Below are 26,291 nucleotides of genomic sequence, written 5' to 3' on the forward strand. Positions count from 1 at the left end.
TGAATAAATTGTATCATATAGTGCGATTGAAGTAGGTGCTGAATATTGGCAATTGTGTATTAGTCTGTTTTTTGCAACTTATAGGTAGAGGAATTCGAATTTTGTATAGTTCTCCACCATTTACTATCATAAAAGCCTGTCCTTTAGGTAAAGAAATAATATCATCCACTCCAATCATCGGCACAGAAGATGTTTGTACTCTGTCTTCATTAGTCGTATTAAAATAAACTCCATCATCCCCATGTGGTGTGTCGTTAACCATAGAAACTTGGGTATGCCCGACAACACCTACTTGCGGCAGCACTTTAACCAATAGATTTGCCGTTTCCTCATTTTTAACTCTAAGCATTATCAAGGTATTAAAATTTCCCTCAGATACCTCAGCTTTAGCCCTGGAGCCAAGTGCCACCTCCATATCCTGAATAGTTTGGGCATAAGCAGTAACCTGAAACCCAGCTCCACCAGCTTTATTGAGAATTTTCACGAAAGAATCCTGGATAATCTCTGATAGCTCATCACAATGCAGATTCAAGGTATAACGAGCATTGGGTTCTTTATAGATTTTGCCAGCAGTGGAAACAAGATCTGATAAGAAAGCCTTACCTACGGCCTGGGCGATATTAGGATTTGTCAGACTATCTAAGCCAATATAAAGTACCTTTTTATTTTTAATGACATCCATCAGTTCAATATCTCCTGGTTCAATTTTGGATGACAGAATTTTAGAAGCATTACTTTTATTAATTTCAGATAACACAGGACCTACACTGGCTGTGATTTTGTCATAGTAGTGTTTATCCATAATAGCTGCATCATAAAGGTCTATCAGGATTTGGTCGTGTAGAGCTTCGACATTGTTGCTTTTAATGGTCTTATTGATGTGGTCTTTGACATATTGAATGACTGCCTGATGGCGTTCCATAGAGGATTTGGTTTTATTGTTTTTACCAATTTTGCTGTCATGCTCCTCTATAATAGCTTCAATCTCTTGATGATAGTTGGGATAGTGATTGGGTAAAATGGTGTCGGCGTATGTCATCAATAGTTGATCTAATCGACTGATATAAAAGGCAATAGATTGATAGGTAATGGGTTGTTTCATTTCCTCAAGGCCTATAGCCACAATGTTGACATACTTCCAAGCAAAGGCTGCAAATTGTTTCCCTTCTCCTTCTGCAGATATTGCATCAGTAATTCGTGTAGCTACTTCACTAATTTGGTCGTAGTTCTTGAGAGGGTTGTACCGTGCCGATTGATTTGCAAAGCCTAAGTGAACGATTTTGAATTCTTCTTTTCGTCCTGATACTTCACAGGCAGCCATCATGTCTCTAACCAATTCCTGGTCGCCTTTAGGGTCTACAACGATAACTGCGTCACCGTTTCGAATGTCTTGGTTAATCAGAATGCTGGCTAATCTAGTTTTGCCGACTCTAGTGGTGCCAACCACAAAAGTATGACCTACACGTACATCTTGAGGAATGTAAACGGGTTTATCTTCTTCTCCAACTCCATGCAGAAAGGGACTTCCTCCAACAGGAGGATCGGGTCTAAATAGATTTAACTTAGAACGCTTGTTAAACCATTTTGCTAATCGGGTTTGTTCATGGTTTTGGCAGAATTGTCTAGCCAGTTGATAGCAATAACCTCTTTGCATAAATTTTTCATTTTTGACTTGCTTGATCTGATGCAGCTTTTGGGTATGGCTTGGTCGCCATCGAAAGCCTTTGCCCAAGAATAACCAGTTTTTCGATAAAGGAATTTCTTTAGTGGATAGGGCATAGGTAGGCATGGCTAAAAGTCTGCGGTGATATCGCTTAACCTTTATTGTTTGCCATGCTCTATAAAGTCCAGGGATTAATAGGGCAATCGCTGCATACAGGCTCATAGTTTGAGTAAGCAAGAACAGATGCGGTTGGCTATAAGCAAGTAGAGCTAAGGACATACAGGTAATTGCTGACCAGGCTTCTGTTGGTTCTCTTAACAGGTTATTAATTGGATAAGTACTCATAGCATTCTCCAAATCATCATCGCATCAATAAACAAGAAAATAGCGAGTAGATACCAACGAATTTTCAGAGCTGTAGTGAGTTGTTCGGATGTGAGTTGATCATTAATACGCATGATCAACCTTGGCCATAACAAAATCAAAACCAGATAAAGTAGTCCATGTAAGCCCAGAAACAAGGGCTGTATATTGGCGAATGTATGTTGCCAACGGGTGAGAAGATTTGTATTGATAATCCAAGGAGCAATTATCAATAAACCAATGATTGGTAAAATGGCTTGAATCAGTACTATAATGGATGAACGGATGTAATGTTTAATCATAGGGATAGCTCCAAATGAGAAAGGTATTTCGGTTGTTGGCAGTTTTTCTTGATGCCATTGTCGGAGTGGCAGAGGATAAACCTGCCAAACGCTACATGTCTGTTTATGAGGCTCAAGATAAACTTGATAATGGTTTGATCACTATTCGTGAATACAATGAAGCCTTCGAACGTAAAGATGTGCTTTAACATGTTCATCGAATTCCTTTTGAAATAATTTTTAGTCCTGTCTTGGCTACCTGCATACCAGATTGAGCCATGCTTTCACTATTCCTATCCGCACCATTAACCAAATCCATAAGACCAGCCCCAGCGTCACCGCCAAAATGACTTGATAATCTCAGCAACAAAACAGGTGCTACGAGGTAGAACATTACAGCCATATTCTTCATGGCCGAAATCGCATCGTTTTCACCTAATGGGTCTAGCACAGAGCGTTCAAGAAAACCCACCAGGTGCCAGAGGTATTGCAGAAAAATTGCCATCAAAAATAGGGCGCACAAACTACCCAACGCTCTTGGACTATAGCAACTTAAAGACAATACCATCGGTGTTAAAATGATTAAAAAGAACATAAAAAACGCTTGCATCACAGGCAGGGTTTGCATGATTGCTTCTCTTTTTAATGGGGTGGATGTCCAGGATTTTGTCCATTGTCCGACATTGACCAGGCTATGGGTAATGGCAGATGCGACCTTTCCATTGTTATTGTCCATGAGGTTTTGCATTGAACTTGTCTGCATGTCTTTGCTTTCTTGCAAGAGCATTTTCGCAATAAAATCTTCTGCGCTGATGTCTGCTTTCCATGCTTTGGGGTGTTTCACTTTATACTGACGAACCCTATCCAGCATGGCATAATAGTTTAGATGTTTATTAAAAACACTAGCCTGATTAGAGACTTCAACCAGGTCAGTTTTGATTTTATTCCACCATTGCTGACAGCTGGGATAACCATCTTCTGGCAGTTGTTCGGGTGGGATATCGCCACGATTAGCCGCTTTTTCAAGATTGCGATTAGGAGCTTGATGAAAGGTAAAGCCTGGGACGGGTTGGCGAGCATGAAGTTTAGTGTAATACATCTTTTGCAAGATTTTAGAACCCATCCAGTTTAAATCATCTTCACCGCCATAGCGTTTGAGCATGGGATCTAATTCACTGGCTTCATGCTTTTCACTGTTGAATTGCGTTCTCGCTTCAATAAAACATTGTTTATGAAAATCCAATGCCTGTTTGCGAACGCTCTGGGGTAGATAGGTTGATACCAGATCGCCTTGAATGGACTGTAAGCTATCGGTGCACCCCGTTACTTTCATGAGACTGTAAGTAAAGCTCGACATGAAATTCTGGATGATGGCAAAGCCTATAGGAATTTTGACCTGGTTAGTCAGTAGATCCGCAAAGGCTTCATCATAAGTTGTGCCGCTGTCGCCAATGACCGCAGTTGTTGGGTTCTTCAGTCCACATAAGGGTTTAAATTGTAAGGCTTTAGTTTCCAACGGTACACAAGGATAGACAAATAAGCTGCATATCAGAAAAGTGACTGCCAATTCATAAAGGAAATTATTTAAAGCATGTTCCACCGCATAGAAAGCACCGGCTGGATTGAGCACATTTTTAAGAAAGCGATAACCAATGGCTAAAAAGCCAAGATATAACAGCCCTGTTTGCCACAGGGCGTTAAATAGAACCTCATATTGTTGCCAGCCTAGATAGGTGGTGTAGAGGGATAAAGGATTAAAGACGATCATGATTAAGCTCCTTTATTTTCTTTGACGTAGATTGCTCCATTTTTTACTGCTGGCTGTTCATGATCCTGGCCTGGGATATTTTGGTTTTGTGCTTGGTGTCGAATGTCCATGATGGTTCCTAAAGTCTCATTCATCATTTTTTTGCGGACATCGTTTTCAAAGGACAAAGAGTGTATGTCATCATCCAGTTTTTTCAGGGCAAACAAGACCATGTTCATAGCAGGTTTTAAATTCTGAACTTCTTGCACTTGCAATCCTGCCTGTAAAATACGACGCATCATTAAGGCTTTATCCAACATGTTTTGGACAGCAATTTCCTCAGCTAATTTCGAGACTGTGAGCATCTGTTCTTCACGGGGTAAATGTTGAATTGTGATAATAACTTCATCAGTAATCAGTAAATTGGAGGCGCTGACTTTATGCAGATTTTCTTCGGTCAGTGTCCATGCACCATTGACTAAATTCCATAAGGCTTTGGCAATGTTCTGACTACAGGTATTAGCATTCGCACAGCTCTGCAATAAGGCTGACAAGCCTATCCCTGCCTTAGCATCGTGATTTTGTTTGTTTTCACTGCTGCTGACTTGAATATCACCCAAAACCTTAACTGCCCAATTGGCCGCATCAGTGGGCGTTGGCCAACTTAGAGTCATAGGAATTTTGGTAATTGGTTTCTCCAAGGAATTTAAAGGTTTTCTCTCCAAAAGAATGTTGTACCCAGCAATGACTACATCATTAATCACCTTAATGGGACGTTGGAATTTACCGCCAGAATTGCCTTTATCACTTCCTATCCAGGGTAGGCCGTATTCATCTCTTTTTTGGGCAATACTTTTTGACGTTTCTGTCACATCGATGTTTTCCTTCTTAGCCCGTTTAGCAGCATCGAGCCATCCCTGACTATCCGAGACTGATAACATGCCTTCCATAGGAGATTGGTTTTGTTCCAGTGCTTGTTTAACCTCCTGACAATCTTTAACTTTGAGTGAAAATTCATTTTGCGCGCTAGATGCAGCATTTTGTAGAACATTGTATAAAGCAGGCATGGATTGCTGTAGCTTATAAAGCGGAAATCCTGCGACAGAGCCTTTCAAATTATCAATTACGCCGCCAGGGATATTTAATGCTGATTTCTTTAAATCCTGAAAAGTATTGGTAATGGATACCACAGGATTAAAACCACTACAGGAAAAGCCCATACGACCATCTATATCTGCACCAATAACCAGTGTTTGATCTTTATTGACTGGTGGAATAAATAAATTGGATGTTCCTCCTAATTCGTAATAGTAATCAGATTGGCTGGGCATAAAGCCGCCAGCATGGATCAGTGAAGGTATTAGTAAGATAAGCAGTAGTGATTTTTTCATGGCATCGTCCTATCGTTTTTGAGGTTGTTCTACTTTGGGAAAGGTTAAAAAGTTCACGAGTTTGCCTTCGTGTTGAATACAGCCTCGGTATTTACGCCAGAGGACAAATACATAATTACCATTACCCGCTTTGTCATCTTCTGTACCAAAATCCTGCGCATCCCCTGGGCGAATATTTCGATTAATAGGGTAGATTTCCTGCCATATGACTTTGGTTTTTCTCGGGTCATAAATAGCATTAGCAACCACACAGTTTTTCCCACAGGAATTACGGGTGGATTTGCAGACATGAAGGGGATTTTTATTAGTGACAATATCTACAGCGTGCATTGCTGCAACAACTGAAGCTCTATAGTTATAGGGTTGAGTCACTCGCATTAATCTTGGAATTTCAGAGCCCCAATTTTGGGTGAATGTGCCAATGTCATGGTTAATTAATAGATGGGGATGAGTTCCCATATACAATAATTCAGCGGCTTCCGTTCTATCCATGACCGCATCAGCTTCTGCAAGATAATAAGGGACACCAAAACCTGTTTCAGATCTGTGGGACAGGTAGGGAATACGATAAAAAGCAGCAGGGCTGCCAATCACATCAACAATGCGTGTGCGCTCATCGTTGATATGCAGATCGGTGGTTTGACCGCTGTCATTGCCAAACCCTAATTCAGAACCAGTCGCAGCTTTATAAGCTTGTTGGTACATTGTTCTTGCTGCCTTATTTTCGTAAAGCGTTCGTGCCTCAAGCCAGGGATTTTCTTCTGGTTTATTACTGACAGTAATGATTAAATCAGGCAAGAACTGCTCAATAGCAGGTGTGACCTCAAGTCTTGGCGGTAAACGACCTACAGTCCAGGTGCAAGAGCCAACCACTTTGTAATGGCTGTTTTGAAACAGTTTTTGCAAGACCCGTGTGGCTATAGTGAAGGTATTCACAGGGTGAGGCGGGCTCGTGCTTTCTAAGGCAAAGGACAATTTAGTCATAAAAATAAGTCCTATTGTGAGTGTCCGTTTTAGGTTGTTCGAGTTTTTTAGCCATGATTTCAGCAGCTTCAAGGACATCATGTTCTTTCTCCAGAAGATGGCGTTGTGCTTTTTCAGATTTTTCAGTCATTAACAGGGCAAGTAGGTAGCGCGGTGGAATGACGCGAAACAGTCCCTGATAACGTGACCCTAATAAAACTGCTTCTGCATACAAGCCTTTTTGCGAATCAATATCTCTGATTAAGGTTTCTTGTTGAGGTGTTAAGGATTTAAAGCGTTTTACGTCAGTAATTTCTTTTTCATCAAGCCCCAATAAAATCCAGGTTTCAATCAACGATAAAATTTTGGTGGCTTTTTCAGAATTCATGTCAGTGACGTTTTGGGTAATGGCAACCAGCCAAAGCCCGAGCTTTCTTGCCACTTTAGCAACCAGTAAACACACGGTTACAACAGAGGGGATTTGAAATTGCAAATGGGATTCATCAATAAAGAGAAAGGTTGGTCTGTTATCGTTTTGGGTAGCTTCTGCCATAGCCAGTATTCTTGGCAATAATGACACCATTACCAAAGCCAGCTTTCCGGTATCATCCTTAATAGCCGAAATATCAATATGAAAAATATCAAAGTCACCTAAAGGCTCTGTCGGCACATTAAAAAATCGAGATTTGGCGCTGTTAATTACATAGCTGTTCAAGCGATCGTGCATATCCAGAATGCGGTCTTTCTTACGAGCCACCGTTTCTTTATCTAATCGTCGTTTAAACGCACTGACTATATGTTCAGTGAGCATTTGCGGTATGTCATTATTAAAGGATGTTAAAATAGCATCACTTAACACCTCTATTAACAGCGTTTCATCAGCCAAGGTAAATTGTTCTTCTTCCATAGCATTGGCTTCTGTAATCATGGTACGTAAAGCTAGAGCAAGCTCGGCCAGATAGGAGCGGTGACCATCACCACAGATCACGTCCTCTGAATTAGCAGGCTCTTGAAGATTGCCCTTTAATTCCATAATTTTTTGAGCGATTAAAGTAGCCTGCTCTGTACTTAAATTATCCGTGATTTCAGGAATGGCTTTATATGCTTCACAAAATGGATTTAATGGAACTGCTTCATCTTTCTTATTGCTCAGTAATAACTGTTTGGTCTTTTTACCGTGCGCCTTGGCATGAACAAGTATCCTGTCAAAAGAGTTTCCCATTTCAAAGAGCACTACTCGGGCATTTTTCATGGCCAATAATGATTGGATCATCCAGCCTGTCAAAACTGACTTACCACCTCCTGAGTTGGCAAAAATAGCGCAATGAGAATTTTGACTAACAAAATCATGATGCAGTAAGTCAAAGAAAACAGGTTCACCCAAACGATTGAAAAAGGGGAAACAAGGTAAATGCCTTGCACCTTGGTTACGGCCATATACCGGAAGTAAAGCTGCTAGTTCAGTGGCATACATAAGACGGTCAAAGCATAAGTATTGACGGGCATAGTGAGGATCAAAATTAAACGGCAAGGCATTGAGCCAGGAATTTAGAGGATGAAGATCATACCTGGAATGAATCAATGGCATTTTGGCATCGTTGAAAATCGTATGCAGATTTTTTTCTATGACTTGAGCTTGTTGTTCATCTTCTGCTTGATAAAAAACGGCCTGATTAACCCAGAACAGTCGATTGCCAGTACTTAATTCATTACGAGCTGTTCTAATATCATCTCTAACTTCTTGAGGTTTTAGACTGGTTCCAACGATTCCTTTTTCCAATCGCGTTAAATGAGAATCAAGATTTTCATCATGACTAAAGACGACTTGGATTGTGTAGATGCTTCCTTCTGGCAGAGTGTCTAAAAGTGCATATCGGTGCTTGGGATTGGCTTGTTGTCTTTCTCGTGAGACTAAACCAATGATAGGAGCTTCTTTTAACCCATCCACATATAGAATTCTTTGTTTCATTCCTTCTAAGATGAATCCTTGCTCATCGCTTTCTGGCGGCGTAAAAAAAACATTTTGGGCTAGGTTAAAACCCGCTGGTATCGGATTAGGATAAGGGTATTGTTCTAATATCGCGTCAGCTGATTTGGGATTAAACCAACGTACCCACCACTGGTAATAATCTTGTCCTTTGAGGCGTTTGATTTCTAACCCAGGTGAACGCAGTTTGGTTTCAATCTGGCTAATGACTTCTTGGTGTTCGAGAAGAATTTGTTCTCGGGGTAGGGTAGTTTGATGTAATTGTCTATAAAACAAAACTCTGATTCTTCGTCTTCGTCCACGATAGGGTGCACCTGTTTTAGGATCGATAAATAAGCCTTCGGGTTGGGTCATTTTATTGTAGAGATCGTGCAGGCGTTCTAAATAATCTTGTGTTAATAAACTTTCTCTAAATTGTTGGGGAATTTGGGCTTTAATATGCGTGATAACGGGATCAAGGCAATATTCATCTTGAACAAACATCTGCATGACCCAAGGGTCAACGGCATGGAGAGGAACCACAGATGCAAAGGTATCCCGAATTTTATTAAACACAGCCTGTAAGTACTCAGGAGAAGCGGCTTCTGCTTGAATGTCGCCTAATTCAAACCCTGAACCTAAACTTTTGCCATCGGCAAATAAAAAGACCTGCTCTTGTTCATTAAAATCAACAATAGCGAGTCTATCGGCAAATGAGGGTAAAGGATTGGAGTAATACTTTTTAACTGCTTGTTCCTTTATAGCTTGGGGATTCATTTCCCCAAGCAACCAGTTAGATAATCGTTTCATCATGGCTCCTTAATACAGTTCTGATGCCAAGGCATACTGGTTTTGCTTGTAAAGGAAAAAGCGTGTCGTGTAGGCAGGTTTGATGATTTGTTCATCACCCAATTGCGCCACATGTGCGAAAACATGGATAGGCACTTCAGGGTTAGGCAGTTGCTTAAATTCTTCACCTGAATCATCAAAACGCATCTGCTGGTAAACAGGTTTTTGTATGGGTTGTTGCAGGCTTTGCTGATACAACTGGCTCACCGTTAAACCCTGTTCAGGAATGGCGTTTTGCGACATCCTGGCAGTGGAACAAGCGCTTAACGCCAGGCTAGCGCAAAGCATTATCAAAGTTTTTTTGTTGATGGTAACCATAAGCTAATACCCTCCCTTGGTGTTCTTTATCAATGGCTATGGTTTGGCTGAAATGTAAACTGAGTTGATTAGGGATAAATCCTGAATGGCTGCGGATGCTGGCGGGAACAAAGACCATATCGAAGCTGCCCTGGATTCTTTTCTCAAGCCAGTCAGTAATCTTTTGACTGCCTTCGTTGATTGCCCCTCCCGCGGCAAAGTGTGCTAAATCGCCTGTAGGCGTGGCAATGGCAGAACCGCCCTCAGCTTGATAGCTCATTTGCCATTTAGACAGAGCATTTCCTGCACCTTGAATACCGCCAGCCGCCATGAAGGCAGTTAATACTCTGGGGGCATTTGTGATGTATTGTCCTTTGATGCATGGGTTGCCGAATTGGGTAGTCAAATAACCAATGCTGTCGTTATTCACCAGCTCCGCGGAGCTTTTCATTTGTTCCTGGCCGACACTCACAAAATGCCCATCTTCAAAGACAAATAAGGCTGAGGTGACATAGGCGCGAACACAACTGATGTTATCGAGAAAGGAACCAACGCCAATCGAATAACCGCTGATTTTCATACCAGTGATTTCTTCGGGTAATTGCATTCCATTGGCTGTCATTAAATCCCCTCGACTTACCATTGCTGTGAAGGGAAATAAAGGCTGCATGAGTTTACCTTCAACAGGCACTTCGCCGATTAAAGCTGATAAGAGCGTGATTTTGCTAAAATCACTGCCAGCTGGAATGGTATAAAAGGGCGTTTTAGTAGGTGCTTCTTCCTTGGTCGTTGTGTCATGTTCGGTGAAAATTTTGCTTTCTGTCGGAGCTTTATCCAACAAGGTATCCAGATCTTTAATTTGACCAGATACAGTAGCTTGATTGCTTTCCATGGGGTAAGATTGCGTTTGGTGTTCAGTGAGTGACGCAAATTTTTCCTTTAATGTGTTCAGTTCATCTTGCAGTGCAAAACTTGTTTCTTGTTTGGGTTGTTTTAATTGTTTTTGTAGCGATTTATTCTCTTTGTGCATTTGCGCTAATTTCTTTTCTGTTTCTAATAATCGTGCGGAAACATCACGAATGTTGTCATTGAATTGGCTTGCTATAGCCTCGCCAAAATTATTAGGATTAGGCATATTGTCGCTAACAGGTGAGCTATGACGGCTATTGATAAGAATCATAATGACCGCAAAAACCACCGAGCCTGCCAAAATTTTAATGCCATTGTTTTTATTCATCGGCTGTACCTCGCATGTTGGGTGAGTGCTGTTGCAAAAGGCTGATCAGAGATTAAAAAGACAGTAGTGCTTTCATGCTGATTGCGTGGCGGCAGTTCGCTTTTAGGATAAAAGCTGGCGGTTTGCCAATGCCCCATCAGTTTGGTGAATTGCAGCTTTGAAGGTTGATTCAGCAAATTTTTTAAATCCACTGCGGTGACATAAAGATTGCCTCCACGCCATGAAGCCAGGGGTTGAGCTTCAATACTTGCTCCATAAAACAAAGAGATGGTTTTATTGGTTTGCATGGGTGAACGGTAAATTCCCTCTGGAATTTCTCTGACTCGTTCAGGCGAATACAAGGCTTGAATGGCAAAACGTGTTAATTGAATGGCATTATATTCGTACTGACTGGCTCCTGCATTGTGGGTAGTTTTAGGATCATCAATCAGAATCTCAATTGGTATTGCATTGATTGCTTTTTCATTGGCGTTAAGGTTAAGAATAATTACCTCACCTTCAGGCAATAGCTGGACAATCAATCGAGAATCTTTGAATGATTCTTTGGCTTTAAGATAGAGGCTTCCTTTGACTTTCAGAATATCAAGATTGGCGCTGAGTTGTTGATCAATCACCTTAATGGCCTGGGGAAACTGAACCAGCCTTTCTTTATTAATAGGTAATTCAATCGTTAAAGGGACTTTTTCCCAAACCAGATGTTCACTTTGCAAGGCATAGCTTAGGTGCATTACGATAAAGCCCAGAGTGAATAAGCTAATTTTAATGAGTTTCATGGTGTTCCTCCGTGTCGACCAGTAAATCTTGTAAGCGTTCTTCAGGACGGGTATAGCCATCCAGGGCTAATTGAAAGGGGTTATGTAGACGCGACAGATTGAGCTTGACCACGCGAAGGTGATAAGCCACTACTTTGTCAGCAATGACCATGGCAGAGTTATCTTTGAGTCTTTGCGTAATGCGTAGTATCAGTTTGACTTCCCAGGTATCAGGACCAATTTTTTTAATGTCTTGCGGTTCCATAAAGCGATAGAGACTTGCTACTTGAGTGCGGTCAAAGAGTTGAGCGTTTTTATAAGCTGCCAGGGTTTCACGAAGTAACTGCTCATGCCGTGGGGTGAAGTAATAATGAAAAGCTTTAATGTTTTGGTTGAATTCTTCTTTGCCCTTATTAGACCAGCTGTAGAGTGTGGGCATTAAGGAAGTCACATATCCTTGCACGTATTCGTTCGGTATTTCACTTACTCTCATTAAACCACCATTAGCGGCCATATTAGGACTAAGCCAGAATTCATAGCGTTTGGGCATGGTCATCAGGTTAATAATTAATGCCAAAACGATGATTGATAACACGCCGACAAAAGCCAGTAGTAAACGATTGTGGTGTTGTAGGCTGTCGATTTTTTTCCAGTAGTTAAACATGCGGCTCTCCAACAGATTTATTTTTTTGCCAAGTTCCCTGGTAATGAATCCAGGGTGAATGTTTGAGCCTTAATCGCACCATCCACAGAATCGTTTTCTTCATCACATATCCGTAAGGTTTGCCTGCTTTGATGCTGGAAACACCTTTAGGCCACACAGTAATTGATAGAATGAATCCAATCACAAAACCGATGCAGCCAGAGGCCAGCGGAAACCCAACCATTACTCCTAAAAGAACGAAGAACAGTGTAGTTGCTGGGGTGGTGGTGATCACAATCCAGAACAATTCACGCAGACTTAAGCCTTTCCAGGCTGGGAAGTCATGTGAAAGATGGCGCGAAGAAGGCTGACTCATAGTTTCACCTCCTATATTTTGAACTTGGTAATCATGGTGTAACCCACATAACCAGAAGCAATGCTAATGGCTAAATAGGTGATGCCCATTACGGCGAAAGTACCAAAGGCCACCATAGAGCCTTCGTTCTTTTTGGATTCTTCAATACCATGTTGTACCGTGGTAATGAATTTAATAAAGGTCACGACAGCGGTAATGAAGAGCAATAAACCCAGACCTTGCTTAACGTAATTTCCTGTTACTGACATCATGCTTTTAGAGCCATCTCCGATGTTGTCCGCATCGGAAATTTTAGGGAACCAATTATCTGCCAATAGCACAGGGGCATAAAAGAGATTGATGGCTCCAAAATAGATAGAGCGAAGCATTGTTTTCATGTTGTCTCCTTAACAAATAAAACCAGAATGAAGATCATCAGACCAATCACTAATCTAATGAGCCGAGAACCCAGACGCAGTAGGTATCCATGTTGTTGTTTTTCCTCTGCATCCATCATGTGGTTGACAGACCACATCACCGCTAATATCACCAGGGCTATGGCAATAAAGCGGATACTGCCGGAAAAGACTTGTGCCGATATGTTATTGCTTGCTTGTTTAAAGGAAGTGGCAAACATCCTGGCTATCTCGTCTTTACTCATTAGGGTTTCCTCACAAAATCCATTTCCAAGGCTTTGATCTTGCGTGGTGCAATGATGGGTTGATTGATGTAGTCAATCAGGCCATTGCGAATATTCAGTAAATCTTCTCTAAGGCCTGCATGATGTTGGTCTTTAATATCTTCAAATCCTTCAATTTGTAATTGGATACGAGCATTGGGTGTTATCTGCGTTTGTGCTTCATCAAGCAGGGGCATGATGGCGTTAATCTGGTTAATGATGCGCACCAGGGTTTCATTTAAATCAGGGTTATTCGCCCAGCTGTGCAGGCTTATCATCATTAAGGTCAAACAAAGCAATCGTTTCATGGTTACTCCTTATAAATACTTCTTAAAGCGACTAGCCGTCATGGCTACCATTAATCCCATCAATAAACTGATAGGTACAAAGACATAAGCTGGGGTGATGCTGACAGGCAGGGCAAGCCAGAGCATGAGTAAAATCACCAGTCCCTTTTTTAAAAAGTGGTTAAGTCTGTGGAACACATAAGAAGATTCTCGGCCTAAACAAGCGGTGCGTACGGCTCTTTGGTTAAGACCATCAACCAGACCTGCAACCATGGTCAGGGCAAACAAAGGCATAGCAGCAAATAAAATGAGGAGTTTAATAAGCAGGCATTGACTGCTTAATAAAACCAGCTGGAAAAACTGTTGCGATTTTTCAAGTAAGTCTGCTGCAAATTCATTAATTGCTAATTTATTTAAATAGGGAATGGTCAGCGTCCAGCTAGGTTTGGCATCTAAAGGTAAAGCTGCCAAAAGTGAACCTTGATAAACAGGGGTGATGGCTTCTCGTTGAGTATTTACAAGGACATTGACCTTATCAAAGGCAAATGGATAGCCATGAAGTAGCCATTGGCTTACAGCCCAGATAATCAACGCTAACCAACCTAGAAAGAGAACCAATGTTAATTGCAAGGTCATTTGTCTGGAATATTGTTTTATTGCCATACAGCCCCCTCAGCAATGATTAAGGGGTAATGCTGTACATGAATGTAATTCAACAGAGGATCAACATTGACGGGTAGTAGCGGCAATTTAAACTTTTCTTGCAGAGCTGCAATGGTTTCAAAGTCATTCACATTGGTGATGAACCCTGTGGCTTGTATGGACTTTAATTGCTCTTGATTTTGTTCTAACCATTTGATGGATTCTCTATCCGCACCTATTACAAATAAGGCCATGGTTAACAAATTGGTATCCAATTTTTTGCGACTCACTTTGCCAAAAGTTGCTTTGCTCTTAGCTGGTACACCAATTGGGCTAGACAGATTAAGTCTTAATGACGCATCACTTTGTGACAGCGTTAAAGGAATCACATTCATGCTATGAACATTGAAAGTGACTAACAGCAAGAGCAAAATCCTGATCATTAAAATCTCCCTAAATCGACGACTTGCGAAGTTTTGCCTTTGGCCAGTAAGAGCAGGGGTGTTTGTTTCCTATCTAGCTTTAAGCCTTCATATTGTTGGTTACCTGGGTTTAAAGTAATTTGTTGATTGGTCACCAAATAGATAGGGATTTGATGTCTGTTAGCCCAAAGTTGGATGGCGTTATTATCCATATCCAGTAAAAGAAGATTGAGTTTGGTGTTTGGAGTACGGCTAATAGCATCGACCAATTGCAGTAAAATGGTGGTTACAGCGTCATCGGGTCTTATAAAGAAATAGAGCGTTTCACTTTCTTTTAATTGAATGGGTTGATGTGCATAGGGAGAGTAAGGAGATGGATCAAAATCACCGACTACAGGCACATCTTTAAATAACTGGTTATAGGCTTTGTAAAAGGCATTGTTCCAGGCTATGTTTTGCGCGACCTTTTGGGCTTCTTGAAGGGCAGCAAGTTCGGCGAAGTGCGCTCGTTCCACATCATTCCTGGCATTTAGTCCAAGAATATCAACAGGTGTCATACGGAGGTCTTTGTAGTAAATACTGCTTCTGCTTTGCATTAGTTGCAGATAGCGTTTTTCTTCTGCCTCACTTAATCCCCAGGCTTTTGCCTCCTGTTTTTGTAAGTCGTTAAGTTGAAAATCTTTATCGGCGATAACTTCATCATGAAATTCAGCCAGCCCCGCTTTCGTCAACGCATTATCAGCACTTTGCATAGGTGGAGTGGCAATGCCTGGGATATATAAACCGGCAATTGCCTGTTGTCCCAAGAGTAGCCCAATTGTTAGTGTGGACAACTTAAGCATGGCTCACCTCTTGTTGATTCAGACGAACCAGCGCATGTACTTTGTCGGCATTTTCAAACTCTATGGTTTGCTTGGCAAAGTCGATTGCAAAGACAGTCCATCCGGCAAAAGAATCACCTTTTTCCAATGCTTGGGTTTTATAGTGGTAGGAAACAGAGGCAACAGGAACTTCTTGAATACTGTCTATGCTCAAGACTTTAAAGGGTAATTGGTTTGCTGGAAGCATTTTGACAGGCTGTTTTTTATCATCCAGATGACGCAATAAATCAGTAATTCCTTCGAGCTGTTTCTTAATGGCAATTTGTTCAGTGGTAAATATTTCACCTAATTGATGATCGTCTTTGTTTTGTAGTTGCTGAACGAAATCTCCTAATTGTTTTATGTTTTGAGTAATAGGTGATAGATCTAGTTGTTCAACAGGTTGGTTGAGTTGTTTTTGTATAGTGGTTAAACGCTCATCTAGCGTATTAAATTTATTGCTCTCAACAGAGGGCTGGCTTTTTAAACAAACGAATACAATCAACAATCCATTTAACAAAAGAAGACTAAGCCATTTGGCATCCATATACTTTTTCATTCTGCTCTCCTTGCTATCAGGCTAAAATTGACATCTCTTAACAGGTCATCCTGCTTGAGATTGAATAGATGCTGGCCGACCAATACCGTCAGTCCTTCATTAATTGTTAAAGGACCTAAATTTCGGCTAACCTGCGGTAGTGATTGTTGAAATACTTGTTGTAGGCTTTCGCTTTGTCTTTCTTTGGGAGCAAGGTGATACCCTGAATAACGAAGCCAGTAATTAACTGCTTCCCCAATGGTTTGTATGGATGCAGGAAAATGAATCTGTTGAACGGTTTCCAAGGGATTAATCTGGGCTGCCAAAGGTTTGTTGTTGACAGTGGCATAGCGACCGACTTGCGTTATATTAGCTGCCTGAGCATTGAGGCTACATAAAACAAAACCGCAAAGTAGATATTTTCTAAGCATGACTGTCTCCTGGCTCTGTGGATCTATCCCGTAGTTTTTGAGCCAGGGCATGTTGTTCCATTGCTTTTTGGATAAAGACCTCTTTACGTTCAACGTCAACATGTTTGGGAGCATCTATACCTAATTTGATTAGTCCTTCATTTTCAGAGATCAGAAGGACTTTGATTCTGCCTTTATCTATGTAAATTTCCTCGCCCATACGGCGGATTAGAATTAGCATGATGTTTTTTCCTTAATTTCTTTGAAGAGGTAGTTTTTCATTTGGTTAATATGAAGTTGGACGATTTTGGGATCGGTAGGGACATGCGGTTCAGTTTTTTGTTTGAGCGCTTCTTGACGTGCTTGGTTGCCTTTTTGGATGTTGGTGCAGTATTCATAAAATATCGGCAAACAAGGAGGAACAGCCAATTTCTTCTTCATTTGTTCCAAAGCAAGTTTCAGTACTTGATTGTCAAATTCTTTCAAGCCTTCTGACCATTCCCGCTTTGAGACTTCGAGAAAACTAGAGTTGCTGTAAGTCGAGACCCAGAGATAGCCATAAATTGCTGCAAGGCGCATAAACAGTGTATCCATTCTCTTATCGTACTCTGGTGTTATCGAATGAGAGGACATTGCATCCTGGCTCTGCGGGTTCATCAAAGTCGAAATCGAAGTTTGCATCTTTGCAGGATTCAGTAAGGATATCTGTTGCTGATTTCTTTCGAGAACGTGCTTTATTGGCTTCATTCTGCTGCTCCTCTTGAGTTTTTAAGGTAAGTAATTCATCGTTCCAACATTTACGTGCAAGCCAAGTGGCTGGGTATTTCCAGTTTGGTAGCCACTCGCCGATGAACTCCATTTCTTCACGATTATTAATTTGGGCTTGCAGGGCTGTTAGGATTTGTTCAACCAACTGTGCATCAGGTTTTAAAGAAGCAAATTCACGCCATGCTTTAGTTCGGTCTTGTTTTAAAGGATAAAGAGACCAAAAATTTTCAAATTGCTGCTGTAAAAAATAAAAAGATCTTTGGAGTTATGAGGTGTGTCGGGTTTTGTGTTTTGCGCTGTGCTGGGTTTTTGATTATTTTTGTCGTAACTTGATGATTTAATATTATTTTTATCGTTCTGGTTTGTGACGGGTTGATGTGTCGGGTTTGTGTCGGGTTTATTTTGAGCAGATAAATCCGAATTGGCTAATAAGCATTTTAAAATGAGTTGTTTACCAATAGATTTGATCTCTACCAACCCAGCACGCTCAAGCGCATAGATGATACGACGTAATTGTGGGCGACTTGGGCTACCAGAATGTTCAAAACCTTGATGGGGTTCAACGTAGAGGGCTTCAGCAAGCTGTTGATAGCTGATTTTACGCTTAACCCCTACCAAAAAGGTCTTACGGTCCATATACGGACGAATACCCAACAAATAGGCTGATTGCTGAATATAGGGCAATCCCATCAGTGCGGATAATTCATCAGTATTAATAAACAAAAATCCCATTTCGCTATTTCATCCTTAATAAGCACCGCTAAAAACAGCACTTGAACTATCAAATGATTTCAATTAGTATCAATCAATAACACGAAGTGTGTTGTTGATAACCCATTGTAAATAGGCGCTTTTTAGAGTCAATGGGGTATTTCCGTTTGATAGCAAATGAACCTAAATGAATATGAAAAAAATTATTGGCAGTAGGATTACGCACGCTAGAAAGGCGAATGGATTGACGATAAAGGTCTTGGCTGAGAGGACGGGATTAGGGGCGGCTCGAATTGGAAATTGGGAACAGGGTACTCGAAGTCCAGGGCCTGAGGAGGCTAAGATTTTGTCTAGGGAGTTAAAAGTTGCAGGAGCTTGGTTGCTTTGTTTGACGGATGATCCGAGAGGTGAAAATGTTCAGTCTGGAATTCACTTTGATAAATTGGATTAAAAATTATGTTTAATACAAAAACACTATTCATTCTTGGAGCTGGTGCTAGTGCACCTTATGACTATCCAATTGGCAAAGATCTAATTCATAACATCATTGAAGATATGGAAGATTATATTTTTATACCTAAATATCGTTCAGACAATGCTCCTCCATACTGGAATGAAAATGATAAAGTAAATAATGTCCTATATGACTTCAACGAGTGCATTCAAAGTTTTGAAAATATTGCACCTTTCGTCGATGAAAATGAACAACATCATTATCATCAGCACCATGAAAATGGCACTTTCCAAATTTATTGCAAGACTATAAATCAAACAAACCGTTCGCATAACTTCTTTTTTAAAACTCAAATTAAGCAAGTTGATACATTTGCTCAGTTAAAAAATGCCTTAGAAATATTAGACCCCGTATCAATTGATGCCTTTTTAAGGGACAACCCATCATATGCTCGGGCGGGTAAAATGATGATCCTGTACTCTCTGTTAAAAAGAGAAGATCCTGTAAAATTTAATATCAATCAAAGCGATGACAATTGGTACTCTCTTTTACTGAATGACTTGGTTTCTGAATGTGCAGACAGCCCCAATAAGTTAAGAGAAAATAAAGTTAAATTTATTACTTTTAATTATGATGTGAGCCTCGATTATTATCTTCAGTCAAGACTTAAAAAGATTGAGAACTTTGTAAAAAATGATGATAAATCTGAATCACCGGCAGATAGCTTTCTTAATGCACTAGATATTGAACATGTGTATGGTTACTTATATTCCCTGGTTAATACTGACCAATATGGAAAATATATTGATATAAGTGAAGATAATAAACTTCCAAATATTAGAATTTCATGGGTAGGTAGTGCAACCCAACAATCTTCATCTCCATCATTAACCCCCCTAAAGCTTATACAAAACTTTAAACGATTCATTTTTAGTTTTGACCAATATAACAACATAAAAACTATGTATGACGAAAGAAACAATCCCACAGAAAGGGATCAAATGATCGTTAAACATAAAGATGCGATACAGTGGGCTGAAGAGATAATTTTTATTGGTTTTGGTTTTGACAGGGATAACCTCAATATGCTTGGCATACCAGATACTTTATCTGAATATACCCAAATGTTACCTGGGAAAACAATACGATACTTAAATTACAAAGGAATGATGACATCACTGTCTTTTGAGTTTGAGGAAATTCAAAAGGAGCGACATGCTGCTTTGAACTCTAACTCACGTAAAGATAAAAGCAAAACTATTAATATAATCCAATCAACAGCAGATAAAATTATTAACGCTTATCAGAATGACTTTAAAAAGTTTTTATTTAAATAGAAAACCACGAGGTAATAACCCTAATGGCGATAAAAAAATCAGAATTATACTCATCACTTTGGGCAAGTTGTGATGAGCTTAGAGGCGGGATGGATGCAAGCCAATACAAAGATTATGTATTGGTATTATTGTTTATTAAGTATATCAGCGATAAGTATGCTGGTAAGCCCTATGCTCCAATTATCATTCCTGAAGGCGCAAGCTTTCAGGATATGGTTGAATTAAAAGGGAAACCGACCATTGGGGATGATATTAATAAGAAAATCATAGCGCCCCTGGAAAATGCCAATAAATTAACGGGCATGCCTAATTTTAATGATCCTGAAAAACTAGGCAGTGGTAAGGAAATGGTAGAAAAGCTTACGAATTTGATAGCCATTTTTGAAAAACCAGAGCTTAATTTCAGTAAAAACCGTGCTGATGGAGATGATATTCTTGGGGATGCGTATGAGTATCTCATGCGTCATTTTGCAACTGAAAGTGGAAAAAGTAAGGGGCAATTCTATACGCCGTCAGAAGTCAGCCGCGTAATGGCAAAAATTATAGGTATTGATAAAGATCAAACTTCAGCAGCAACTACTGTCTATGACCCAACTTGTGGTTCAGGATCATTATTATTGAAAGTAGCTGATCATGCACCAACCAAAGTATCTCTTTATGGTCAGGAAAAAGATGCTACTACTGCTGGTTTAGCACGAATGAATATGATTCTTCATGATAATCCTACCGCAGAAATCAAACGTGAAAATACTTTGGCTAATCCCTTATTCAAAGATGGTGATGGATTAAAAACCTTTGATTATGTTGTTGCGAATCCACCATTTAGTGATAAGCGCTGGAACAGTGGGGTCGATACAGAAAATGATCCTTATAAGCGATTTGATGATGGGGTCCCACCAGCCAAAAATGGAGACTATGCCTACCTGTTACATATTATCCGTTCTTTAAAAAGTCGAGGAAAAGGCGCGTGTATTTTACCTCACGGCGTTTTATTTCGTGGTAATGCAGAAGCAGATATTCGAGAGGCTTTGGTTCGTAAAAGTTTAATTAAAGGCATCGTAGGTCTTCCCACCAACTTATTTTATGGTACAGGCATTCCTGCATGTATCATCATTATTGATAAAGAAGGGGCGGCTGATCGTAAAGACATTTTTATGATAGATGCTGGCAAAGGATTTATTAAAGACGGAAATAAAAATCGCCTGAGAGAAATGGATATCCATAAAATTGTGGATGCATTTACCAAGCAATTAGAAATTGATGGTTACAGTCGATTGGTATCCATTGAAGAAATTGAAAAGAATAACTTTAACCTCAATATCCCACGTTATATCGACAGTAGTGAGCCTGAAGACTTACAAGATATAGAAGCTCATTTATTAGGTGATATACCAAAAGCCGATATTGATGCTTTAGAAAACTACTGGCAAATCTTCCCTAACTTAAAAAATACTCTATTTAAGCAGGCTACGCGAAGCGATAAATACTATACGATCAATGTTGATAAGGCAGAGATAAAAGACACTATTTATCATCATAATGAATTTACTCAATATATGGATGAGATGGCCAATGTGTTTGATGGCTGGAAGAAAACTACAAGTGAGATTTTGAATGCATTAGAAAAAGATTTTCATCCAAAAGAGCTTATCTATCAAATCAGTGAATCACTTTTAATTACCTATGTCGGTAAACCACTTATCAACCAATACAATGTTTATCAACATTTGATGAACTACTGGCATGAAGTCATGCAGGATGACTCTTATCTAATAGCTGCAGATGGCTGGAAAGCTTCTACTTATAGAATTATAGAAAAAAACAACAAAGGAAAGAAAGTCGATAAAGGATGGACTTGTGATTTAGTGCCTAAAAGTTTGGTTATCGAACGTTATTTTCAAAAGCAGCAACGTGTGATTAATGAGCTAAATACTACATTAGAAACAGTACAGTCCCAAAAAACGGAAATGGAAGAAGAGCATAATGTTGATGATGGTGTTTTTTTTGACTTAGATAAAATCAATAAAAATACTGTTACAGCCAAGATTAAAGAATTGAAATCAGAAGCTGATACTCAAGAGGAACAAAATATTTTAAGCCAATATCTGGAACTTTTAACACAAGAATCAAGTTTAAAAAAATCCATTAAAGAAGCTGATGCTGAGTTGGATACGTTCATATTAGATTTTTATCCTAAGTTATCTGAAGAGCAAATTAAGGAATTGGTTATTGAAGACAAATGGTTATCAACTCTCGAAAAAGATATCCATTCTGAAATGGATCGTATTAGTCAGTTGCTAACCCACCGAATAAGAGAATTAGCCGAGCGCTATGAATTGACCTTGCCGACATTAAATACACAAGTTAATGAATTAGAGCAAGCTGTGAATCAACATCTTGAAAAGATGGGGTTTGTATGGAATTGATGGGAAATTTTAAACAAACTGAATTGGGTTTAATACCTGAAAATTGGGAGCTAAAGACATTCAAAGATATTTGTTTTGTAAACCAAGGATTACAGATCCCAATTGAGAAAAGAAAAAAACACCCAAGTTTATTTTCAAAAGTTTATATTACAATTGAATACCTTAATAAAGCAAAAGAAGTTGAATATATAGAAGAATTTAGTCCATCAGTTTGTTGTAGTGAGAATGATATCTTAATGACTAGAACCGGCAATACTGGTATAGTAATTACTGATGTTACCGGGGTATTTCATAATAATTTTTTCAAAATCAATTATGATAAGAAAATAATTATTAAAGAATTCCTAGTTTATTATTTAAAGCAAGATAAAATCAAAAGGATTATTTTAAATAAAGCTGGAACTAGTACCATTCCAGATTTAAACCACAAAGATTTTTATTCATTACCAATTTCCTTGCCTCCTACTAAAGCGGAACAATCCGCTATAGCCAAAGTCTTAAGCGATGCAGATGCATGGATACAATCCCTTACCCAATTAATCGCCAAAAAACGCCAAATCAAACAAGGTGCTATGCAAGCTCTGTTGACTGGAAAAATACGTATACCAGGATTTAAAAACTTTAAAAACCATAAAAAAACTGCTTTTGGTACTATCCCCGATGATTGGGAAATCCATACAATAGGTGATTTCATAGAGTTTCAAGGTGGCTCCCAACCTAATAAGAATGTTTTTTCTTTAAATAAAAAAGAAGGATATATAAGACTGATTCAAATACGTGATTACAAAACGGATAAATATAAAACCTATATACCATATTCACTAGCGCGTAGATTTTGTGACGAATCTGATATCATGATTGGAAGATATGGCCCCCCTGTTTTCCAGATACTAAAGGGAATCAAAGGTGCTTATAATGTTGCTTTAATAAAGGCAATCCCAAGTGGAAGAGTAGATAAAAATTATGCCTATTATTATTTAAAACAAGAAAAATTGTTTTCATTTATAGAAAAACTATCACAACGTTCTTCAGGACAAACTGGCGTTGACCTAAAGGAACTTAAAAACTACCCTCTGATTATCCCACCAACTATCAATGAACAAAAATCCATAGCCTCTCTTCTCGTTAGCATGGATAAAGAAATTACTGAGTTAGAAATTAAACTTAATAAAGCTAAACAAATCAAACAAGGAATGATGCAAAATCTATTAACCGGAAGGATACGATTGATATGATTCAAACGGTAAACAAGCCTGAACGAATAACTCAACAACGAGTCGTAAACTTATTGAAGGATGAACTCGGATATACCTATTTGGGAAATTTGATTGATAAAGCTGATAACAGCAATATTGAAGTACCTTTACTAAGCCGCTATTTAACACAAAAAGGCTATAGCACAGATCATATCAGTAAGGCTCTCGATAAATTACAGTCTACAGCAAATAGCCATGCACATAACTTATATAACAATAATAAAAATGTATATGAGCTATTGCGCTATGGAGTCCCTGTAAAAATTGAGGTTGGTTTACCAACAGATACTGTACACCTAATCGACTGGTTGCATCCTGAAAGCAATGATTTCTATGTTGCTGAAGAAGTCACGGTATTTGGTAATAAAGAAAAGCGCCCAGATGTCGTTTTATACGTTAATGGTATTGCTCTAGCAGTACTTGAACTTAAGAATAGTAGGATCTCCATTGGTGATGGTATTCGTCAATCTTTGGTGAATCAAAAACCTGAATTTATTGGCTCTTTTTTCTCAACAGTCCAATTTATCTTTGCTGGCAACGATTCAGAAGGTTTGAAATATGGAGCCATTGGTACTAGAGACAAGTATTTTCTTGAATGGAAGGAAGATAAAGCCGACAACAAAGGTTATAAGTTAGACAAATATTTAAGCAAAATTTGTAATAAACAGCGTTTCATTGAAATTATTTATGATTTTGTACTGTTTGATGGCGGAGTAAAAAAACTACCTAGAGTGCATCAATATTTTGGAATAAAAACCGCTCAAGAGCATATTCGCCGAAAAGAAGGTGGAATTATATGGCATACACAAGGTAGTGGTAAAAGTATTGTTATGGTGCTTTTGGCTAAATGGATATTAGAAAATAATCCCCATGCTCGGGTTGCCATCATCACTGATCGTGATGAATTAGATAAACAAATTGAAGCTGTTTTTACCGACGCTAATGAAAAAATCTATCGCACCAGCAGTGGTCGAGATTTGATGGAGCATTTGGGACAAGCAACCCCTCGTTTGTTATGTTCATTAATTCATAAGTTTGGTAAGCGTGATGTTGATAATTTTGAAAAGTTTATTAAAGAATTAGAGACTCAACCTAGCCATGCTGTTGGTGAGTTATTTGTTTTTGTGGATGAATGTCATCGAACACAAAGCGGTAAACTACATCGCGTCATGAAAGCAATGATGCCTGATGCTGTATTTATCGGTTTTACCGGAACACCCTTATTGAAAAAAGATAAAGCCACTTCACTAGAGGTATTTGGAAAATATATTCATACTTATAAGTTTAATGAAGCAGTTGAAGATGGTGTTGTTCTAGATCTCATCTATGAAGCGCGAGATATCGATCAACGTTTGAGTTCTCAACAACGGGTTGATGATTGGTTTAGAGTCAAAACAAAAGGATTAAATGAGTTTCAACAGGCCGCCCTTAAAAAGAAATGGAGCACGATGCAAAATGTATTAAGTAGTCGTCCTCGTATGGAAAAGGTTGTTGCTGATATCGTCTTTGATTTTAGTGTAAAGCGTCGTTTGAATTCTGAGCGAGGCAATGCCATTTTAGTTGCATCCAGTATCTATGAAGCCTGTCGATATTATGAAATGTTTCAAAACCCTAATACTGGTTTGAGAGGAAAATGTGCTGTTGTTACCTCCTATAATCCCCAAAGCAAAGACATTACCACTGAAGAAACTGGTGCAAATACAGAAAGTGATAAGCAGTACATTTTCAATACTTATGAAAAGTTGCTTGAAAGCGTTAAGCCAAGAGCAGGTAAAAGTAAAACTGAAACTTATGAAGATGCTGTAAAGAAGTTATTTAAAGATGAACCTGCCAATATGAAATTATTGATTGTTGTCGATAAACTTTTGACAGGCTTTGATGCCCCAAGTTGCACTTATCTTTATATTGACAAATCGATGCAAGACCATGGTTTATTTCAAGCTATATGCCGAGTCAATCGATTAGATGGTAGTGATAAGGATTATGGTTACATTGTTGATTACAAAGATTTATTTCCAAAAGTGGAAAATGCAATCTCAGTATATACTTCTGAACTGGAATATGATGGGTTTGAGTCAGAAGACTGTGATATTTTATTAAAAGAGCGATTAAAAGTTGGTAGAGAGAAACTTGATACCTCTTTAGAAACTTTAGAAATGCTTTGTGAAGATGTTAAACCTCCCAAAAGTGATCTGGAATATATCCATTATTTTTGTGGAAATACTGAAATTCCTGAAGATTTAAAATCTCGAGAACCGCTCCGATCCGCTTTATATAAGGCAACAGTCTCATTTATTAGAGCTTATGCCAATATTGCTGATCAGTTAGAAGAAGCCGGTTATAGTGGAAGTGAAATCCAGCATATAAAACAACGTATAGATTTTTATGTAAAACTACGTGAGGTGATTCGTAGAGCAAGTAATGAAACACTGGATTTAAAATCTTATGAAGCTGATATGCGCCATCTTTTGGATTGTTATATACAAGCAGAGGATTCAGTTGTGATTTCCCCATTTGGCGATACACCTTTAATTGATATTATTGTTAAAGCAGGTATTGATGAAGCAGTTGATTCTATTCCTGAAGGACTTAAGGGAAATAAAGAGGCTGTTGCAGAAGTCATAGAGAATAACGTACGTAGTATAATTACAAGGGAACATCTGCTCGATCCTGCCTATTTTGAACGGATGTCAAAACTACTTGATGAGTTAATAAAGCTAAGACGTGAAAAGGCCATTGCTTATAAAAAATATTTAGAAGAAATCGCAGAACTTGCAAGAAAAGTAGCAACGGGTCAGGCAGATAATACTCCTTCAAGCATGGATACCCCTGCTAAAAGAGCCTTATACAACAACCTTGATAACGATGAATCACTTGCTCTGCAAATTGATGCTGCTGTCAGAGTTAGTAAAAGTGATGGCTGGCGTGACAATATAGCTAAAGAAAATGAAATTAAAAAGCTGTTTGGAAAATAGTACAAGATGAGGATGAAGT

27 protein-coding genes and 1 pseudogene are annotated in these 26,291 nt (G+C 39.1%); 6 read left to right on the forward strand and 22 right to left on the reverse strand.

Translation table 11 applies throughout. The features are described 5' to 3' along the window. Nucleotides 1–13 precede the first annotated feature (13 nt). Together traD and EL220_RS04775 are read right to left on the reverse strand one after the other, a co-directional pair. Nucleotides 14–2,008 (reverse strand): type IV conjugative transfer system coupling protein TraD, encoded by a 1,995-nt coding sequence (gene traD, locus EL220_RS04770; RefSeq protein ID WP_027270678.1) that lies wholly within the window; start codon nucleotides 2,006–2,008, stop codon nucleotides 14–16. Then, nucleotides 2,005–2,328, reverse strand: coding sequence for a hypothetical protein (locus EL220_RS04775; RefSeq protein ID WP_027270679.1), 324 nt, complete (start codon nucleotides 2,326–2,328; stop codon nucleotides 2,005–2,007). Before EL220_RS04775 ends, traD begins: the two co-directional genes overlap by 4 nt. A 14-nt stretch (nucleotides 2,329–2,342) precedes the next feature. On the opposite strand from EL220_RS04775, the gene EL220_RS04780 reads away from it, so the two are divergent. After that, on the forward strand, nucleotides 2,343–2,516 hold the full coding sequence (locus tag EL220_RS04780; protein WP_080334604.1) for a hypothetical protein: 174 nt from the start codon (nucleotides 2,343–2,345) through the stop codon (nucleotides 2,514–2,516). A 5-nt stretch (nucleotides 2,517–2,521) separates the two neighbouring features. Here EL220_RS04780 and EL220_RS04785 read toward each other — a convergent pair whose 3' ends face one another. The 20 genes and pseudogenes from EL220_RS04785 to EL220_RS04880 all read right to left on the reverse strand — a co-directional run bounded on the left by EL220_RS04785 (nucleotide 2,522) and on the right by EL220_RS04880 (nucleotide 17,845). Continuing rightward, nucleotides 2,522–4,075, reverse strand: coding sequence for a conjugal transfer protein TraG N-terminal domain-containing protein (locus tag EL220_RS04785; RefSeq protein WP_027270680.1), 1,554 nt, complete (start codon nucleotides 4,073–4,075; stop codon nucleotides 2,522–2,524). Nucleotides 4,076–4,077: 2 nt separating this feature from the next. Further along, nucleotides 4,078–5,445, reverse strand: coding sequence for an integrating conjugative element protein (locus EL220_RS04790; protein ID WP_027270681.1), 1,368 nt, complete (start codon nucleotides 5,443–5,445; stop codon nucleotides 4,078–4,080). A gap of 9 nt (nucleotides 5,446–5,454) precedes the next feature. Further along, a complete protein-coding gene (locus tag EL220_RS04795; RefSeq protein ID WP_027270682.1) occupies nucleotides 5,455–6,429 on the reverse strand; it encodes a TIGR03756 family integrating conjugative element protein in 975 nt (324 codons plus the stop codon). Beyond that, on the reverse strand, nucleotides 6,422–9,184 hold the full coding sequence (locus EL220_RS04800) for a conjugative transfer ATPase (protein WP_027270683.1): 2,763 nt from the start codon (nucleotides 9,182–9,184) through the stop codon (nucleotides 6,422–6,424). The genes EL220_RS04795 and EL220_RS04800 overlap by 8 nt, the downstream gene beginning before the upstream one ends. A gap of 9 nt (nucleotides 9,185–9,193) precedes the next feature. Further along, nucleotides 9,194–9,541, reverse strand: coding sequence for a TIGR03751 family conjugal transfer lipoprotein (locus EL220_RS04805; RefSeq protein WP_027270684.1), 348 nt, complete (start codon nucleotides 9,539–9,541; stop codon nucleotides 9,194–9,196). Next, the gene (locus EL220_RS04810; RefSeq protein WP_027270685.1) at nucleotides 9,498–10,757 is read right to left on the reverse strand and encodes a TIGR03752 family integrating conjugative element protein; all 1,260 of its coding nucleotides are present in this window, start codon (nucleotides 10,755–10,757) and stop codon (nucleotides 9,498–9,500) included. The genes EL220_RS04805 and EL220_RS04810 overlap by 44 nt, the downstream gene beginning before the upstream one ends. Beyond that, complete coding sequence (locus tag EL220_RS04815; protein ID WP_027270686.1) at nucleotides 10,754–11,530, reverse strand: TIGR03749 family integrating conjugative element protein; 777 nt, start codon at nucleotides 11,528–11,530, stop codon at nucleotides 10,754–10,756. The genes EL220_RS04810 and EL220_RS04815 overlap by 4 nt, the downstream gene beginning before the upstream one ends. Further along, nucleotides 11,517–12,173, reverse strand: a complete 657-nt coding sequence (locus EL220_RS04820; RefSeq protein WP_027270687.1) for a DUF2895 family protein — start codon at nucleotides 12,171–12,173, stop codon at nucleotides 11,517–11,519. Before EL220_RS04820 ends, EL220_RS04815 begins: the two co-directional genes overlap by 14 nt. Continuing rightward, a complete protein-coding gene (locus tag EL220_RS04825; protein WP_027270688.1) occupies nucleotides 12,166–12,528 on the reverse strand; it encodes a TIGR03750 family conjugal transfer protein in 363 nt (120 codons plus the stop codon). The genes EL220_RS04820 and EL220_RS04825 overlap by 8 nt, the downstream gene beginning before the upstream one ends. Before the next feature lie 11 nt (nucleotides 12,529–12,539). After that, nucleotides 12,540–12,905, reverse strand: a complete 366-nt coding sequence (locus tag EL220_RS04830; protein ID WP_027270689.1) for a hypothetical protein — start codon at nucleotides 12,903–12,905, stop codon at nucleotides 12,540–12,542. After that, the gene (locus tag EL220_RS04835; RefSeq protein WP_027270690.1) at nucleotides 12,902–13,168 is read right to left on the reverse strand and encodes a hypothetical protein; all 267 of its coding nucleotides are present in this window, start codon (nucleotides 13,166–13,168) and stop codon (nucleotides 12,902–12,904) included. The genes EL220_RS04830 and EL220_RS04835 overlap by 4 nt, the downstream gene beginning before the upstream one ends. Beyond that, nucleotides 13,168–13,494 carry an RAQPRD family integrative conjugative element protein gene (locus EL220_RS04840; protein WP_027270691.1) on the reverse strand — a complete coding sequence of 109 codons (327 nt, stop codon included), beginning with the start codon at nucleotides 13,492–13,494 and terminating at the stop codon, nucleotides 13,168–13,170. Before EL220_RS04840 ends, EL220_RS04835 begins: the two co-directional genes overlap by 1 nt. 9 nt (nucleotides 13,495–13,503) lie before the next feature. Further along, on the reverse strand, nucleotides 13,504–14,136 hold the full coding sequence (locus EL220_RS04845) for a TIGR03747 family integrating conjugative element membrane protein (protein ID WP_027270692.1): 633 nt from the start codon (nucleotides 14,134–14,136) through the stop codon (nucleotides 13,504–13,506). Continuing rightward, complete coding sequence (locus EL220_RS04850) at nucleotides 14,127–14,558, reverse strand: PFL_4695 family integrating conjugative element protein (protein WP_027270693.1); 432 nt, start codon at nucleotides 14,556–14,558, stop codon at nucleotides 14,127–14,129. Before EL220_RS04850 ends, EL220_RS04845 begins: the two co-directional genes overlap by 10 nt. Then, on the reverse strand, nucleotides 14,558–15,379 hold the full coding sequence (locus EL220_RS04855) for a TIGR03759 family integrating conjugative element protein (RefSeq protein ID WP_027270694.1): 822 nt from the start codon (nucleotides 15,377–15,379) through the stop codon (nucleotides 14,558–14,560). The genes EL220_RS04850 and EL220_RS04855 overlap by 1 nt, the downstream gene beginning before the upstream one ends. Further along, entirely contained in the window at nucleotides 15,372–15,956 is a 585-nt protein-coding gene (locus EL220_RS04860) for a hypothetical protein (protein WP_027270695.1), read from the reverse strand. Before EL220_RS04860 ends, EL220_RS04855 begins: the two co-directional genes overlap by 8 nt. Continuing rightward, nucleotides 15,953–16,366 (reverse strand): PFGI-1 class ICE element type IV pilus protein PilL2, encoded by a 414-nt coding sequence (pilL2, locus tag EL220_RS04865; protein ID WP_027270696.1) that lies wholly within the window; start codon nucleotides 16,364–16,366, stop codon nucleotides 15,953–15,955. The genes EL220_RS04860 and pilL2 overlap by 4 nt, the downstream gene beginning before the upstream one ends. Beyond that, nucleotides 16,359–16,586 carry a carbon storage regulator gene (locus EL220_RS04870; RefSeq protein WP_027270697.1) on the reverse strand — a complete coding sequence of 76 codons (228 nt, stop codon included), beginning with the start codon at nucleotides 16,584–16,586 and terminating at the stop codon, nucleotides 16,359–16,361. The genes pilL2 and EL220_RS04870 overlap by 8 nt, the downstream gene beginning before the upstream one ends. Further along, entirely contained in the window at nucleotides 16,580–16,939 is a 360-nt protein-coding gene (locus EL220_RS04875) for a hypothetical protein (protein WP_051544721.1), read from the reverse strand. The genes EL220_RS04870 and EL220_RS04875 overlap by 7 nt, the downstream gene beginning before the upstream one ends. A gap of 4 nt (nucleotides 16,940–16,943) precedes the next feature. Next, nucleotides 16,944–17,845: pseudogene (locus EL220_RS04880) on the reverse strand (hypothetical protein). A gap of 166 nt (nucleotides 17,846–18,011) precedes the next feature. Between EL220_RS04880 and EL220_RS04885 the strand changes: the two are divergent. The 5 genes from EL220_RS04885 to EL220_RS04905 are packed head-to-tail and all read left to right on the forward strand — an operon-like array spanning nucleotide 18,012 to nucleotide 26,272. Continuing rightward, the gene (locus EL220_RS04885) at nucleotides 18,012–18,275 is read left to right on the forward strand and encodes a helix-turn-helix domain-containing protein (RefSeq protein ID WP_027270700.1); all 264 of its coding nucleotides are present in this window, start codon (nucleotides 18,012–18,014) and stop codon (nucleotides 18,273–18,275) included. Nucleotides 18,276–18,280: 5 nt separating this feature from the next. Beyond that, on the forward strand, nucleotides 18,281–19,615 hold the full coding sequence (locus tag EL220_RS04890; RefSeq protein ID WP_027270701.1) for a hypothetical protein: 1,335 nt from the start codon (nucleotides 18,281–18,283) through the stop codon (nucleotides 19,613–19,615). Between the two features lie 23 nt (nucleotides 19,616–19,638). Further along, the gene (locus EL220_RS04895) at nucleotides 19,639–22,041 is read left to right on the forward strand and encodes a type I restriction-modification system subunit M (RefSeq protein ID WP_027270702.1); all 2,403 of its coding nucleotides are present in this window, start codon (nucleotides 19,639–19,641) and stop codon (nucleotides 22,039–22,041) included. Beyond that, complete coding sequence (locus EL220_RS04900; RefSeq protein ID WP_027270703.1) at nucleotides 22,032–23,276, forward strand: restriction endonuclease subunit S; 1,245 nt, start codon at nucleotides 22,032–22,034, stop codon at nucleotides 23,274–23,276. Before EL220_RS04895 ends, EL220_RS04900 begins: the two co-directional genes overlap by 10 nt. Beyond that, nucleotides 23,273–26,272, forward strand: a complete 3,000-nt coding sequence (locus tag EL220_RS04905) for a type I restriction endonuclease subunit R (protein WP_197720976.1) — start codon at nucleotides 23,273–23,275, stop codon at nucleotides 26,270–26,272. Before EL220_RS04900 ends, EL220_RS04905 begins: the two co-directional genes overlap by 4 nt. Nucleotides 26,273–26,291: the final 19 nt, after the last annotated feature.

This window comes from Legionella sainthelensi (genome assembly GCF_900637685.1).
Taxonomy (GTDB): Bacteria; Pseudomonadota; Gammaproteobacteria; order Legionellales; family Legionellaceae; genus Legionella; species Legionella sainthelensi.